This is a genomic window from Exiguobacterium sp. s130 (assembly GCF_018619055.1).
Classification (GTDB): domain Bacteria; phylum Bacillota; class Bacilli; order Exiguobacteriales; family Exiguobacteriaceae; genus Exiguobacterium_A.
Window position 1 is genome coordinate 449,524 of record NZ_JACSNI010000003.1, and the last position, 14,920, is coordinate 464,443.

At 46.9% G+C, this 14,920-nt stretch carries 19 protein-coding genes and 1 riboswitch; of the genes, 15 read left to right on the top strand and 4 right to left on the bottom strand.

Annotated features, from left to right (window positions below; genetic code table 11):
* Positions 1 to 12: 12 nt before the first annotated feature.
* A complete protein-coding gene (locus HZS85_RS09925; RefSeq protein ID WP_214855491.1) occupies positions 13 to 957 on the bottom strand; it encodes a peptidoglycan DD-metalloendopeptidase family protein in 945 nt (314 codons plus the stop codon).
* A 256-nt stretch (positions 958 to 1,213) separates the two neighbouring features.
* Positions 1,214 to 1,954, bottom strand: a complete 741-nt coding sequence (locus tag HZS85_RS09930; protein ID WP_214855492.1) for a peptidoglycan DD-metalloendopeptidase family protein — start codon at positions 1,952 to 1,954, stop codon at positions 1,214 to 1,216.
* 334 nt (positions 1,955 to 2,288) lie between these two features.
* Between HZS85_RS09930 and HZS85_RS09935 the strand changes: the two genes are divergently transcribed.
* From HZS85_RS09935 to HZS85_RS09970, 8 genes are all read left to right on the top strand, one after another.
* Positions 2,289 to 2,750 (top strand): NUDIX hydrolase, encoded by a 462-nt coding sequence (locus HZS85_RS09935; RefSeq protein WP_214855495.1) that lies wholly within the window; start codon positions 2,289 to 2,291, stop codon positions 2,748 to 2,750.
* Positions 2,751 to 2,837: 87 nt separating this feature from the next.
* Positions 2,838 to 3,713 carry an SDR family oxidoreductase gene (locus HZS85_RS09940; RefSeq protein ID WP_035408573.1) on the top strand — a complete coding sequence of 292 codons (876 nt, stop codon included), beginning with the start codon at positions 2,838 to 2,840 and terminating at the stop codon, positions 3,711 to 3,713.
* Between the two features lie 10 nt (positions 3,714 to 3,723).
* Positions 3,724 to 3,915, top strand: coding sequence for a hypothetical protein (locus tag HZS85_RS09945; RefSeq protein WP_231496870.1), 192 nt, complete (start codon positions 3,724 to 3,726; stop codon positions 3,913 to 3,915).
* Between the two features lie 155 nt (positions 3,916 to 4,070).
* A complete protein-coding gene (locus HZS85_RS09950) occupies positions 4,071 to 4,451 on the top strand; it encodes a GntR family transcriptional regulator (RefSeq protein ID WP_214855498.1) in 381 nt (126 codons plus the stop codon).
* Complete coding sequence (locus tag HZS85_RS09955; protein ID WP_035408568.1) at positions 4,444 to 5,121, top strand: ATP-binding cassette domain-containing protein; 678 nt, start codon at positions 4,444 to 4,446, stop codon at positions 5,119 to 5,121. Before HZS85_RS09950 ends, HZS85_RS09955 begins: the two co-directional genes overlap by 8 nt.
* Positions 5,118 to 5,933, top strand: a complete 816-nt coding sequence (locus HZS85_RS09960; protein WP_214855501.1) for a hypothetical protein — start codon at positions 5,118 to 5,120, stop codon at positions 5,931 to 5,933. Before HZS85_RS09955 ends, HZS85_RS09960 begins: the two co-directional genes overlap by 4 nt.
* Before the next feature lie 10 nt (positions 5,934 to 5,943).
* Entirely contained in the window at positions 5,944 to 7,035 is a 1,092-nt protein-coding gene (locus HZS85_RS09965; protein WP_214855504.1) for a hypothetical protein, read from the top strand.
* Between the two features lie 79 nt (positions 7,036 to 7,114).
* Positions 7,115 to 7,408, top strand: a complete 294-nt coding sequence (locus tag HZS85_RS09970) for a hypothetical protein (RefSeq protein WP_214855506.1) — start codon at positions 7,115 to 7,117, stop codon at positions 7,406 to 7,408.
* A gap of 28 nt (positions 7,409 to 7,436) precedes the next feature.
* On the opposite strand, the gene HZS85_RS09975 is transcribed toward HZS85_RS09970, so the two are convergent.
* A complete protein-coding gene (locus tag HZS85_RS09975; RefSeq protein ID WP_214855508.1) occupies positions 7,437 to 7,925 on the bottom strand; it encodes a DoxX family protein in 489 nt (162 codons plus the stop codon).
* Positions 7,926 to 8,052: 127 nt separating this feature from the next.
* On the bottom strand, positions 8,053 to 9,237 hold the full coding sequence (locus HZS85_RS09980; protein ID WP_214855510.1) for an MFS transporter: 1,185 nt from the start codon (positions 9,235 to 9,237) through the stop codon (positions 8,053 to 8,055).
* A gap of 190 nt (positions 9,238 to 9,427) precedes the next feature.
* Between HZS85_RS09980 and HZS85_RS09985 the strand changes: the two genes are divergently transcribed.
* The 7 genes from HZS85_RS09985 to HZS85_RS10015 all read left to right on the top strand — a co-directional run bounded on the left by HZS85_RS09985 (position 9,428) and on the right by HZS85_RS10015 (position 14,814).
* Positions 9,428 to 9,853, top strand: coding sequence for an OsmC family protein (locus HZS85_RS09985; protein WP_023467853.1), 426 nt, complete (start codon positions 9,428 to 9,430; stop codon positions 9,851 to 9,853).
* Complete coding sequence (gene nagZ / locus HZS85_RS09990) at positions 9,850 to 11,070, top strand: beta-N-acetylhexosaminidase (RefSeq protein ID WP_214855512.1); 1,221 nt, start codon at positions 9,850 to 9,852, stop codon at positions 11,068 to 11,070. Before HZS85_RS09985 ends, nagZ begins: the two co-directional genes overlap by 4 nt.
* A gap of 56 nt (positions 11,071 to 11,126) precedes the next feature.
* Positions 11,127 to 11,229, top strand: a riboswitch (TPP riboswitch).
* 82 nt (positions 11,230 to 11,311) lie between these two features.
* The gene (locus HZS85_RS09995) at positions 11,312 to 11,905 is read left to right on the top strand and encodes a thiamine phosphate synthase (RefSeq protein ID WP_214855514.1); all 594 of its coding nucleotides are present in this window, start codon (positions 11,312 to 11,314) and stop codon (positions 11,903 to 11,905) included.
* Positions 11,902 to 12,846 (top strand): FAD-dependent oxidoreductase, encoded by a 945-nt coding sequence (locus HZS85_RS10000; protein ID WP_214855516.1) that lies wholly within the window; start codon positions 11,902 to 11,904, stop codon positions 12,844 to 12,846. Before HZS85_RS09995 ends, HZS85_RS10000 begins: the two co-directional genes overlap by 4 nt.
* Complete coding sequence (gene thiS / locus HZS85_RS10005; protein ID WP_056060674.1) at positions 12,843 to 13,043, top strand: sulfur carrier protein ThiS; 201 nt, start codon at positions 12,843 to 12,845, stop codon at positions 13,041 to 13,043. The genes HZS85_RS10000 and thiS overlap by 4 nt, the downstream gene beginning before the upstream one ends.
* 2 nt (positions 13,044 to 13,045) lie before the next feature.
* Complete coding sequence (locus HZS85_RS10010; RefSeq protein WP_214855518.1) at positions 13,046 to 13,810, top strand: thiazole synthase; 765 nt, start codon at positions 13,046 to 13,048, stop codon at positions 13,808 to 13,810.
* Entirely contained in the window at positions 13,807 to 14,814 is a 1,008-nt protein-coding gene (locus HZS85_RS10015) for a ThiF family adenylyltransferase (RefSeq protein ID WP_214855521.1), read from the top strand. Before HZS85_RS10010 ends, HZS85_RS10015 begins: the two co-directional genes overlap by 4 nt.
* The last annotated feature ends 106 nt before the right edge of the window (positions 14,815 to 14,920 follow it).

The window sequence follows — 14,920 nt, forward strand, 5'->3', positions numbered from 1 at the left end:
GTTATTGTCATTTTACAGATAATCGAGTGGATTGACACTGCTACCAGCAGAAGTTGCGCTGTAGACGTACGATCCTTTATGGAGTTCAAAATGTAAATGTGTTCCGAAAGCGTTACCTGTCTCGCCAACTGTTCCGATCTTTTGACCTTGCGTGACGGTTTGACCGACCGAGACCGAGCGGCTGTTCATATGTGCATACAGACTGATGAACGGCGATCCGTTGATCGTATGTGAAACCATGACATAGTTGCCGTACGCGCCTTTGAGCTGAGACGTAATGACCTTACCGCTAGCTGTCGCATAGACCGGAGTACCTTTTGCTGCACCATAATCGATACCGTTATGGAATGTGTAACCATAAGCACCACTAGAAGGTCCATAACCTTGCGTGATCGGACCGCTCGTTGGCGTCGCGAAGCTTTTTGACGTCGACGTCGAGGCTTTTGATGCGCCACTGCTATTCGTCAGTGTCAAGACAGCGTATTTCGAGACATAGTCCGCATGGACGAATCGTTTATCTCCACCGTATAAGAACTTGATCCAATCGCCTGTACGACCGAGGTAGCGGAACGTTTCGCCCTTATCGACACTTCCGACGACTGTACTGCTCGTCGAACTGCTGCTACGAACACGAAGGTTGTCGACATTGACTTTAATCTTATAGATACGTGTTACTGAATATTTTTTAACATATGTAGAAGAAACATAGACTTTTTTTGAACCGTACAGAATTTTCGTCCAGTTGCCTGTCCGTCCGAGATACTTATATGTATCACCTTTTTCAAAGCTCGTGATCGTACCGTATGATGTCGAAGGACCCGTTCGAGCACGCAAACCGTCCTCCATGACTTTCACCTTATAGAACGTCGTTGCTGCATCCGCACGTGGGATGGCAAACGAAGCAAAACTTGCCACAGCGATGGCTGTCGCTGAAACACCTTTCCAAAAACCATGCATGATTCATTCCTCCTGAATATGTAATTTGTGTGACTAAACCGTTATGTAAATTTCATAGATGAGTATAACATTTACGAAAATGTTTAAATGTTACATTCACATTTCGATATTATTTCAATAAATTATATTTAAAGACATTAATTTTGTTTGTTTTCCATTTATCCATAAATTCCTTTGACAAGATTGGATGGAATTGGATATGATGAAATGTCCATTAAAAATAAGAAAGGTACCCCGGTTGAGGTACCTTAAATGCTTATAAAAAGGCGAGTGGATTGACGCTGTTTGCTGCAGAAGTACCGCTATAGACATAGTTACCGCGATGGATTTCGAAGTGAAGATGAGCACCTGTCGAGTTTCCTGTACTGCCGACTGCACCGATCGTTGCGCCTTTCGGGATCGTTTGACCGACGAAGACAGAGCGTTTGCTTAAGTGAGCGTAGACCGTTGTGTACGAAATACCGTGCACTTTATGTTTGACCATGACATGGTTTCCATATGCTCCTTGGTAAGACGATGTGACAACTTTACCTGCCGCTGCTGCACGAACGGGCGTTCCGATTGGTGCACCAAAGTCGACGCCGTTATGGAATGTGTAGCCGAAGATGCCGCTCGTTTTTCCATAACCTTGTGTTACTGGACCGCTTGTCGGACGCGAGAAGCCATTTGATGAAGTCGAGAATGAGGCTTTCTTCGCTGTATGACCAGAAACGCGATATTTTTTCACATAACCTGAGTAGACGTAACGCTTATGTCCTTTATGAAGAATTTTTGTCCAGTTTCCGCGATGCCCCAAGTATTTGAAAGTCTGTCCCGAATTGACGCCGTCGACGATCCGGTATTTAAGAGATGGGCCAGTACGAACGCGAAGTCCGTCTGCTTTGATTTTTACTTTGTACGTAGATTTCGTAGCTGCGTCAACCTTATCTGTACCCGTAGCTGCAAAACCTGAAACAACGAGCGCGCTCATTGCAAGTGTCGTGATTGTTCTTTTCATGAATGTTCCTCCTTGATGTAAATCGAAATCTTGTCGGAAATGACATGTATATAGAATGTGTGTGGTGTAAAGTGTGGTGAATTGAAGTAGATGATGCTGTCGTCATTTGACTAACGAGAGTATAGCATTGAAAAGTCAGACGTTTGTATTTCAATTCGATTGCTTAAATATATTATAATAACAAATGTTGTAATATTGAATACATATTCAATCTCAGAATCCCTTAAAATCAAGATGAATCCGTGTTACAACGAGATGAATTTGATGACAAAACGCAATCGTGGGAAATGATGAGAAAGTATGGGAGTCTAATAAAAAGAGAGTAGGTAATGAGATGGATTTGACGTTTGCAGTAAATCAAAAAAAGCTTAACATTCGCGCAGTGGCGCTGTTGATTCAAGATGAACATCTCTTGATTCATCGGCAAGGAGAAGATGATTTTTGGTCATTACCGGGAGGACGGGTACAATTTGGTGAAAGTGGTGCCAAAGCGATTGAACGTGAATTATTAGAAGAATTAGGACAGTCAATCGAGCCACCGGTCTTCCGTTTCCTGCATGAAAATTTCTTTAATTACGCAGACCATCAGTTTCATGAACTGGGGATGTTTTATGAAGTAACATGTCGAGAACCACTACCACTTTCAACGGAAGACTTTTACGGTCCTGAAGGTGAAGAATTGACGTACCGGTTCGTTCCGTTCGATAAACTGGATCAATATACATTGTATCCAAGCGAATTATCAAAAATGCTTCAAACCAATGTATTTCCAACGCTATTGACGAATGACATCTGACTTTTTCAGAAAAACGTTTATAGATGTATCGCAAGGGAATGGTTAATCAGGTAGTTCATTCCACAATGATAAGGGAGCTGATCGTTCATGAGAGAAGAGCAGTTCGAAGCGATGCATCAAGAAGCACGAGGGCAGACGCAGGAACAACAACCCGGTGTCGAGTACGCCATGAAACCGGAACCGATCTACGATGATCCGGATTATGTCGGTTCAGGAAAACTGACGGGAAAGGTTGCACTGATCACAGGTGGAGACAGTGGAATCGGTCGAGCCGTTGCTGTCGCTTATGCAAAAGAAGGGGCAAACGTCGCAATCGTATACTTAAATGAGGGGAAAGACGCAGAAAAGACGAAATCGTTGATTGAAGGCTACGGGGTCAAAGCCTTAAAAATCGCGAAAGATGTCAGTCAACCGGAAAATGCGCAAGCGATCATCGATACCGTCATTGCAGAATTCGGTCAATTGAACATTCTCGTTAACAATGCCGGAAAACAATTCCCGCAAGATGATTTCCTTGCGATCACACCAGATCAATTGAAGGAAACATTCGAGACGAATGTTTTTTCGATGTTCTACTTGATTCAGGCTGCGCTTCCACATTTGCATAAAGAAGATGCAATCATCAATACCTCATCGGTGACAGCGTATCGCGGAGCACCGTCGCTGATCGACTACTCGGCGACGAAAGGCGCTATTACGACATTGACACGCTCGCTTGCTTCAAGCTTGATCGAGAAAGGAATCCGCGTTAATGCTGTCGCACCGGGACCGATTTGGACGCCTCTCATTCCAGCGACGTTCTCGAAGGAGAAAGTCGAGTCGCATGGGGAAGACACATTAATGAAGCGTCGGGGACAACCGTCAGAAAATGCACCGGCTTATGTCTATTTGGCTTCTCGTGATTCGAGTTACATCACGGGTCAGACGATTCATATCAACGGCGGCGATTACATCACGTCTTAAGGGGGAAAACATGATGAAGAAAAATCCGAATGAAGTGCCTGAACGTGAACCGGATCATCAACCGGACGAAGTTCCGCAAGCACCACCGAGCGAGGTGCCAGACACACCACAGGAAGATCCTGTCCGTCAACCGGAACCGGATACGTTCCCAGAACCAACCGAGATTCCCGATACACCTCAGGAAGATCCAAATCCCTATTAATGAGTTGACCGTAGTCACCGTCCAAGAATCGGATGGTGACTTTTTCATGATGAAGAAGACAAACCAGCTTGACAGACAAACTGTATGGTGAGTATGATACAGAAGAGAAGTGTATTAATGTTTTAATACATTACACAGGAAAGGGAGGTCTACCGATGAAGTTCGACCAAAGAAGCCCGGTGTACCTGCAGGTCGTCCGTTGGTTCAAACAACGAATCGCGACCGAGGAATTGCAAAGCGGGCAAGAGATCCCGTCCCGCCGCGAAATCGCCGCACAGCTCGGAATCAATCCGAATACCGCACAAAAAGCATATAAAGAGATGGAGGAGCAGCAATTGATTACGACAGAACGGAATGTCCCGAGTAAGATTACACGCGATCCACAAGTCGTCCAAAAAGTACGTGCTGAGATGCTTGAAGAAGCAGTCTCTGAATTCATCGATGCCGTCAAGGCGATTCAAATTCCACTTGATGAGGTCGTCTCGAAAGTTGAGACCGTCTATCAGGAAACGGAACGGAGGAAGATCGATGCTTGAAGTTCATGGCTTACAAAAGAAGTACGGAAAAAAACCAGTCCTTCAAGGCGTTTCGTTCTCGGTTCCGATGGATCAATTGACATGTCTGATCGGTTTGAACGGTGAGGGGAAATCGACGATCCTGAAGGCAATCGCAGGTCTTGTTCCAGTCAACGCAGGAACGGTTCTCGTCGATGGCGAGATCAACCGAAATAAGATCGCCTTCGTTCCAGATATTCAGACGATGCCCGGCTACATGACGGTCGGTGATGCGCTGACATATATGGCGGATTATTATTCCGATTGGAACCAGGAGACTGCGAATGAATTGATGCGAATTTTCCAGCTACTTTCAACAGATAAGATTACCGATTTATCAAAAGGAAACCAGGCGAAGGTCAGCTTAATTCTTGGATTTGCTCTCGATCGTCCGTACTTATTACTCGACGAACCGTTCGCAGGAATTGATTTGTTTACGAAAGAACAGATTGCAGGATTATTCTCGAGCCACTTCATGGAAGGGCGCGGTATCCTGATGACGACACACGAAATTCAGGAAATCGAGCATTTGATCGACCGGGTCGTCTTCTTACAGGATGGTCGAATCATCGATGAACATGAGACAGAAGAGATGCGAGAACTGTACGGGAAGTCGGTTCAGGACCGGATGCGGGAGGTCTATCAGCGATGAAACAATACATACAATTGACGAATGAAGAGATTAAGCGGAGTTTTAAGCTTTATGTGATCGTCGTGCTTGCAATGGTAGCAATTGAGCTGGTGTCGGTCGTGGCGCAAGTGATGCTTCATGAGCAAAATATCAAGAATTTCATGGAAAATAATCGTGCAACATTATCAGAGGCACTTCAACAAATCGGAAAGCTAGATTATGCAGATACGACATCTTTTTTCGTATTTATGACTTTGATAGGAATTGTATTCGTTGTGATTTACGCATTTCAAATTTGGTATCGTGATTGGCTTGGGGAAACAAAATACATCTATCGACTATTAATGCTTCCAGGGCGAAGATATAGCATTTTCTTTTCAAAATTAACTGCTGTATTTCTGGTCATGATTAGCTTTATTGGTTTGCAATGGTGTTTTCTTAAGGCTGGATCTTATTTATTTGATTGGTCAATCCAAGCGGAGTATCAAAAAAGTTCTAATACGAATATATTCAGTAGTTCATTGGAAGAATTTTATACGACGAATTTAACTAATATGATTTTTATCATCCTTATTTCTACAATGATTGTCTGCTTAATCTTTTTGCTCGTTTTGTTGGAGCGGTCACATCGAAAAGTAAAAGGATTGATTCGAGTCGCGATTGAAACGACAATTTTTGTATCGTATGCGTTCGTCTGTATTTATTTTTTGGATCAAACACATTTATTACTAAGTTCAGAAAAAGACGCTTTATTCATCGGATTTGTCTTTGTCTACATGATTTATGCTTGTTGGAGAAGTTTGCGACTTCTGAAATGGAAAATCTCGGTCTAAGGGGGATAATATGCGGTCATATAAATATTTCATTGGTTTTATACTAATCAGTGTCGTATCACTAGCTTTTTATGTAGGATACGTCTTAAATTTAGAAAAACCTGAATTAGTAGTTGAAACAAAGAGCGGTAGCCCGAAGCAAAGCACTCTTCAAAATCTACAAATCAACTTAATCGATGTAGTGCGTCAACCAACAGACTTCTCAGTCTCGATTAAAGATGGACAAGTCTCTGAATCAAAATCATCTTATCTAAATAATATGTATCTCGACCGTGTTTATATAAATGATGAAGCACCACGGTCATTTAAACAGTTCATGCAAGAGGAAACGTATACTCTCATGCAAGATTCCGTAACTTACGGATTAAAAGGTCGAGAAGACGGTAGTTGGGAGTTGCAATACTGGGATCTTAAAACTAAAAAATTGACTACAAAACAATTGAGCACTCCCTCAGAAGTTAATAATAAAAAGTACGCCTACTCACCCTTTCAACGAACAGAAGATCTACTTTATGTGGAGCGCTATTCGATGGATGAGCAGACCATAAGAAGCTTTATTTATGTCATTGACTTAAAAAATAATCGCGTACGCAAACAACAACTACCAATCAAATTAAAGAAGAATGAATACATTGAGTCGTTCTATAAAGGACAACTATTTTTTTCTCAAACATATTTTCCTAAGAATAACCCCGATACTGAACAGCAGCGTCTGCTTATGACAGACGGAAAAAAGACGAAACGATTAAAACAACTGGAAGGAGAAGATTTTAACACTCGAATTTTAAATGAAGGCAAATTAATCGTGACGATAAATGAAAATGATGAGACACAGTTAAGCTGGAATACGTTCGATATGGAGTCGGAAAAATATACAGTACATCAAGTTCCACTTCCTGATCGTAAAAAATTCCCGGATGGAGGTGGATTCCCGGTCTCTATTTTGGAAAATGGACGCATTTATTTTTCTTATCAGCTAAAAAATGATGATTACAGAGTATTGGTTTTCAATCCGACATCAGCAAATATTGAATATGAAGGAAACATTACGAATAAAAATCCAAAGATTAAGTTATCACTAAGTGATATGCGATTGAAGTAAGTTATAGAAATTTCATTCAATCACTTGAAACCTCCCGTTTTCTTCCAACGTATAAAGACTATACAAGGGGGGAACTCACATGCAATTCTTGATTTTTGTCATCTTCGCAGGTGCTCTGTATTGGTTCTACTACAGCTTCTTACTGGGGTACCGTAAGAAAAACATCACGCTGACGTTTGACGATCGGTTTTATTCACTCGACGAACATGTCGCAGCCATCGAACAAAAGCTTGCAACGGATGGACGTTCAGCGCGTTATCTCGGTGACCGTCGCTTTGAAGTCGATGGCAAACCTTATCTGTTCCTCGAGCGGACAGTCCCAGTCGGCGGGATTCCGACACAGCAGACGATTCTCGAGCAACAAAAAAAATAACTCTCCCGCGTTTGGGAGAGTTTTTTCGTTAGACCGGAATCCGGTCGAGGGGATGTGGTTGTTGCGACGAACGATACCAGCGCATGATCCAGTGATCAATACCGATTTGATACGCGTAGCGTCCTGCAGCAAGTAAGACGATTGAGGTTGCTAAGAACAACGGGTTTAACGCAATCGTTCCAGCAAGTAAGTAATTGAGATTCATGATGCTTCCGACGACCAGTGCAGGAACCGTCAACAGACTGAGAATCAACAAGATCCCGACAATGAGTTCCGCGAACGGAATCAAGACGTTGATCAGCCCGACGTTTGGTAAGGCAAGTTGCTCGATCCACGTCGCGTACCACGAACTGACGAGTGCGTCTTCGCCAGTTGACTTCGCGAGTGCTCCTTCAAGAAACGACCGTGCATCAAAGCCATTAATGTACTTACCGATCCCGGCGATGAACCACTGAATTCCGAGCCAAAGTCGGATGATCGTCAATAGACCAAGACCGATGATGTGTAATGCTTTCACTTTCAGACACTCCTCTACTACAACATAGTCCCCATCATACTGAAAAATCATCAGTAAGATAGGGACTATCATCATAACGTCATCGAACCGTCATCGACCTGTTACAAAAAAGGATAAGGTAACGGTTTCATGACCGTTGATCGAGGCGATGACTGATTGCAGTTAATAAAGCAGCAACGAGCGCAACCAGTCCACCGACGAGTGCCGTGTTCATCATCGGACCGTTCGCATAGACGATGCCACCGAGTGCCGAACCAAAAGCAATCCCGACGTTACTCGCAACCGGCATCAAGGAAGCGGCGAGTCCTTTTGCTTCCGGATTGAACTTTTCAGCAAGGTCGATCAAGTAGATCTGTGTCGAAGTCGTTAGTAGAATCGACATCAACGACATCAAGGCGATGTTGAACAGACCAAGCGGAAGGGATACTGTCGTGAAGTATAATGCAGCAAGGACGATTGCTTGTACGACGAAGACGAACCGTAAGCGACCCATCGGATTTTTACTTGCAATCTTGCCGGCAAGGATGTTACTGAAGATCGAGACGACACCGTAAGCGAGCAGGATCGGACTAATCCATGTCTTCGCGATGCCGAGTTCCGTTTGCAGGATCGGCACGAGGTACGTGTAGACGACGTAAGTTGCTCCGAAGCCGAACGACGGAATGAAGAAGGCGATCAGGATCCGTGGATTAGCGAGCAATCCAAGCTGCTCCTTGATTGAACCGGAGCCCGTCGATTGCTGGACGGGAACGATCTTCCACACAGCGAGGAACGCAATCATTCCCATGACTGTCGTCAGCCAAAACGTGGCTGCGAAGCCAGCGTGTTGACCGATGAACGTACCGATCGGAACACCAAGGACGTTCGCGAGTGTAAAACCACCGAAAATGAACGAAACGGCGACACCGCGCTTCGCGACAGGTACGCCATCGCTTGCGACGACCATTGCGAGCGAGATCAAGACACCGGTCAGGATGGCTGTCAGGATGCGGGTGGCGAGCAATACTTCGTAACTTGGAGCAAAACTACTGGCAAGGTTCAGTAAGACCCAAACGAGTAACAGACGTAGAATCAGGCGACGCCGTTCCAAGTGACCGATCAGCGACATGACAATCGGTGTACCAATCGCAAAGGAGATGGCAAAGGCCGAGACGAGCGTACCGGCTGTTGCGATCGTGATATTAAGAGCTGAGGAGATTTCAGCGAGGATCCCGACGATGACGAATTCGCTTGTTCCGAGAACGAACGTCAGGAGCGACAACGTGGCGATCAACAGCCAATCGCGTCGACTTAAACGAGTAGTAGGTGACATGGATGATTCCTCAATTCTGGCGCTTGCGCGCGAAACTATGAGTAACAGGATAGCATGAAACGATTTCGTCGGGTATCGCAAAGCGAGAATTCGGGAAAAGAACCATTATTCGAAATAGCGTGTGAATTTCCAGGCTTGCTGTTTTTTGCGTATACTACAGAAGAAGACTACTGACAAAGGAGTGGAAACGATGCAAGCGACAGTGACATGGAACAAACAGATGGGGTTTAGTGGACAGACGGAATCAGGGCATCATCTTGCGATGGATGCAGCACCGGAGAACGGTGGCGAAAATCAAGCACCACGACCGACTGAACTGCTGCTACATGCCGTTGCCGGCTGTACTGGAATCGACATCGTCTCGATTTTAGAGAAGATGCGCTTGACGATCACTCATTTCGAAATGGATATCGAAGGGGAACGGGCAGAGGATCATCCGCGGCGTTTTACGTCGATCTCGATTCATTACCGGCTTGAAGGTGATCTCCCGGAAGATAAGGTCCGTCGCGCCATCTCGTTATCAAAAGATAAATATTGTTCGGTTTCGCAATCCTTGAACGCTGAGATTTCCGTCTATTATTCCATCAATGGTGTCCGGAGCGAGGATCCTTTGTGAAGAAAGTAGCACTGATCGGTTGCCTGTTGCTTGCAGGGTGTGCGCAGGAGACGACGGAACCAACGAAACCATCACAACCAGCAACGAAGCAACCGACGGAGGCGAAGAAATCAAAGCCTGAGCCGACAAAGGAAGAACAACAACAAGCACGATTAAAGCAGCAACTTGAAGCGATGTCGACGTCAGAAAAGATCGATCAATTGCTCTATATCGGAGTTGCCGGAACGGAACTTTCAGCAGCTGACCGGAAATTGTTGCAGACGCATGCGATCGGTGGGGTCTTACTGCTTGGTGGGAATATTACGTCAGAAGATCAACTCTTGACGTTCACGCGTGCCATTCAAGAAACGAACCAAAAACCGTATGTTTTCGTCGGGGTTGATGAAGAGGGCGGACGGGTCAGCCGGGTACCGGATCAACGATTACGTCTCCCGACGAGTCAACGGATGGCGCAAGGTGCAGATGCTGCAAAAATGGAAGATGTCGGACGTACGCTCGGTCACCTGTCACGATTTTATGGGTTCAACATGGACTTCGCACCGGTCCTTGACGTCAATAGCAATCCGAACAATCCAATCATCGGCGACCGTGCGTTAAGTGCTGATCCGAAGACCGTTGCGACTCTCGGTACGGCCCTGATGCACGGGATGCAAGAGACGGGAACGATTCCGGTCGTCAAACATTTTCCCGGTCACGGCAATACGAGTGTCGATTCCCATGTCGGTTTGCCGAAAGTGACAGCATCAAAGGAAGAACTGAAGCGAACGGAACTGTTACCGTTCCAAGAAGCGATTCAAGAGGGCGCCGAGATGGTGATGGTCGCCCATATTCTCTATCCCGCGTATGACGACCAAAATCCATCTTCGCTCTCGAAGCCGATCTTGACTGACCTCTTGCGTCAACAACTCGGATTCAAGGGTGTCATCATCACGGATGACCTTGTCATGGGGGCGATCACGAAACGATATGGTCTCGCGGAAGCGGCACGCCAGGCACTTGTCAATGGAGCTGATATGGCGATGTTTTCGGAAGCAGGTGCCTATCCGAAGGTCCACACCGAAGTGATGCAAGCCGTTAAAGACAAAACGCTGACGCCTGCGATGCTCGATGCTAAAGTGATGCGGATCTTAAAGCTGAAGCAGACCTATGCCGACAGCCAGAAGCAACAGCGACCGACGAAATCGGAGCTTATTCAGCAAGTGGAAGCGCTCAACTAGGACTAGCGAAGTAAAGCAACTCATGCTAGACTAATGGGGCAAGCCAATTAAACACGAAAAGACACTAGGGGAGTCTCCCAGCAGACTGAGACGGAAGTATCCGGACCCTTTGAACCTGATCTAGTTCGTACTAGCGGAGGGAAGTGGCTCGAAACCTTAGATATCCTTAGCGCTTTAGCGCATTTTCGGACCACTCCCTTCAACGTCGGGAGTGGTCCTTTTTCGTATGGAAAGGAAGAACATGATGCGTTTACATCTGATTTCGACGGGATCCATCAATCCACGCGATGGAGTGGAAACCTTTCAATCGCTTCAACCATATACGGATCAGCTTCATCTTCGAGAACCGAATTTGTCGGCAGCAGAATTGCTAGAACTGATTGACGCGCTCCTTGCGAAAGGGTATTCGCCTAATCAATTAACCGTTCATGACCGGGTCGACGTCGCCCATGTCGCTGGTATCGGTGTGCAGTTGACGCGACGATCCTTATGTGTCCGCGATGTTCGGCGACACTTTCCGGATCTCATCATCGGGAAATCCGTCCACTCTCTGGCAGAAGCACTTGCAGCAGAAGCGGAAGGAGCCGACCGACTGCTGTACGGTCATATTTATCCGACAGCGTCGAAACCAAACGTGCCACCGCGAGGGATCGACGCCTTGAAGCAAGTTGTCACCTTCACGACGAAACCAGTCATCGCAATCGGCGGGATCACTCCTGATCGCATTCCTGAAATCGCAGCGACCGGTGCAAGCGGAATCGCCGTCTTATCCGGTATTCTCGGTCAAGCGGACCCGCATGCTGCCATTCAGCGTTATCAGGGGGTACGGGTATGACAGATCACATCATCATCGGCGGTGGAGTCATCGGTTTGACGCTTGCTTACAGTCTCGCTTGTCAGAACGAATCCGTTCTTGTCCTTGATCGCGGAACATGCGGACAAGGGACGAGTCGGGCGGCTGCCGGGATGCTTGCGACGGACATCGAGCTGAGAGAAGAATTGCATACGCTTGCCGCTCGAAGTCGCCGTCTGTATCCGTTGCTCGCACGTCGCCTTGAGAACGAGACCGGGATCGATTGTGGCTACCGGAAACAACCATTTTTATTGAAACGAAATGGACAAGAATACTTATTTCCATCGGTCGGTCAAATCGATCCGCGACGACTGACGACTGCATTGATGCATGCCTTACGAAATCGTGGGGTACCAATCGAAGAACAGGTGGACGTCACGCGAATCGAGGAGAGTAATGATTTCATTAGGGTTGAGTCGAACATGGGAACGTGGACGGGACGAACGGTGACGGTTGCTGCCGGACGCGGGTCCCAAGCCTTGCTCGATACAGCTGGCATTTCGATTGCGACATATGGGGTCAAAGGGGAGTGTCTGGCGGTCCGTCTCGCAGGTCAGCCATTACGCTCGATCCTGTTTGATGACGCCGTCTACCTCGTACCGAAAGCGGACGGACGGATATTGATCGGTGCGACCGAACTACCGCACGACGAGACGATCGGTGTTAGTGTCGCAGGAGTCACGTCACTGCTTCAAGCAGCAGAGCGTCTCTATCCATCGATCCGTGATGCTGTCATCGAAGAAGTCTGGTCAGGCGTACGACCACAAACAGAGTCCGGCTTGCCATATATCGGAGTCGCTGATTCATCCCGGCGGATCTTTATAGCGACGGGGCATCATCGGCATGGCATATTACTCGCACCGGCGACAACGGAAGTCTTGGCAAACACATTACAGTTGACTCTAAAGGAGGAAGTCCGATGAACATTACGATTAACGGCAACGACCACACCATTGAACAGATTGAAACGATTGAGGATATGCTCACGCAACTTGGCTTAGGGGAAAAACTCGTCATCGTCGAACAGAACCGACAGATCATCGACCGCGGAGCTTACGATCAAACGGTCGTTCGGAACAATGACACATTCGAAATCGTTCATTTCGTAGGAGGAGGATAAAGATGTTGAAAATTGGAGAAAAGACATTCGAATCACGGTTATTACTTGGAACGGGGAAATATACGGATGCTACGGTACAGCAGGAGGCCATCGATGCGTCCGCTTCACAAATCTTGACGTTCGCTGTCCGGCGGCTCGATCTCTTCGACAAACAACAATCGAATTTCTTGGAGTCGCTTGATTTAACGAAGTACGATTTACTACCGAACACGGCTGGTGCGAAGACAGCGGAAGAAGCGGTCCGGCTAGCAAAGCTTGCGCGGGCATCCGGTATGTGTGACATGGTCAAGGTTGAAGTGATTGGGTGCGATAAGACATTACTACCTGACCCAATCGAGACGTTACGGGCTTCTGAAGAGTTACTCAAAGATGGGTTCATCGTCTTACCGTATACATCGGACGACGTCGTCCTTGCACGACGACTCGAGGAACTCGGCTGTCATGCCATCATGCCGGCTGCGTCACCGATCGGTTCCGGGCAAGGCATCCTCAATCCGCTCCACCTAAAGTTCATCATCGAGCAGACGTCGGTGCCTGTCATCGTCGACGCTGGCATCGGTTCTCCAACTGACGTCGCCTATGCAATGGAACTGGGAGCGGATGGTGTCTTATTGAACTCCGCTGTCGCCCATGCCCAAGATCCGGTCAAGATGGCGCACGCGATGCGACTAGCTGTCGAAGCAGGGCGCTTCGGCTACGAAGCGGGAAGAATCGAGAAGAAACAGTATGCAGTCGCGAGTAGTCCAACGAGTGGATTGATTCGATGACACGTTATTCACGTCAAACTCGATTTCGACCGATTGGAGAAGCAGGACAAGCACGCTTCGCAACAGCAAAGGTACTGATCATCGGGATGGGGGCACTCGGAACAGCATCGGCAGAACAACTCGTTCGCGCTGGTGTCGGCGTCGTCCGAATCGTCGACCGTGATTATGTCGAGTGGAGTAATCTACAACGGCAACAACTCTATACGGAGGATGATGCACGGCACAGCATACCGAAGGCGATTGCTGCAAAAGCGCGACTTGAAGCGATTAATTCGAAGGTGATGATCGAAGCACATGTATTAGATGTCGACCGGGCAGCGCTGACGTGGCTTCTCGATGATATTGATCTCATCATCGATGCGACGGATCATTTCGATATTCGTTTACTGATGAACGATATGGCATTGTTGCGCTCGATTCCGTGGATTTACGGTGGCTGCATCGGCAGTTACGGGATTACTTTCACTGTTCGCCCGGGAGAGACGCCATGTCTGCATTGTCTGCTCGATCAATTACCACGTGATCAGGAGACGTGTGATACGGCGGGAATCATCGGTCCAGCTGTTCAGATGGTCGCCTCTCTACAAGTGACGGAAGCGTTGAAGTGGTTGAGCGGGAAGACGGACGCGTTGCGGACACGTCTGCTTGCCTTTGACGTGTGGTCGAATACATTCCAACAAATCAACGTCCAGTCACTGAAGCAAACAGAGTGCCCCTCGTGCGGCATCGAGCCGTCTTATCCTTATTTATCGAATCAAACGGTGCGTTTCACGGCACTGTGCGGTCGCGATGCCGTTCAAATCCGGGGAGACGGGCAGCGGGATCTCGAACAATTAAAACAACGCCTCCAGCCGGTTGCGTCGATTTCCGCCCATAATCCATACTTGCTGGCGTTTACGACGGATGAGCATCGAATGGTCGCCTTTCGAGATGGTCGTGTCTTGATTCATGGCGAGGCGGATCTCGTTAAAGCAAAACGACTGTATCACGCCTATTTCGGATAAACGTTCATAAAACAGTAAAACTAATTTTAAAAATATATGTTTTAAATGTTTAAAAAACAGGTAAATAAGACTTCAGACATAAATCGGTCTACAGGTTTTGAACGTG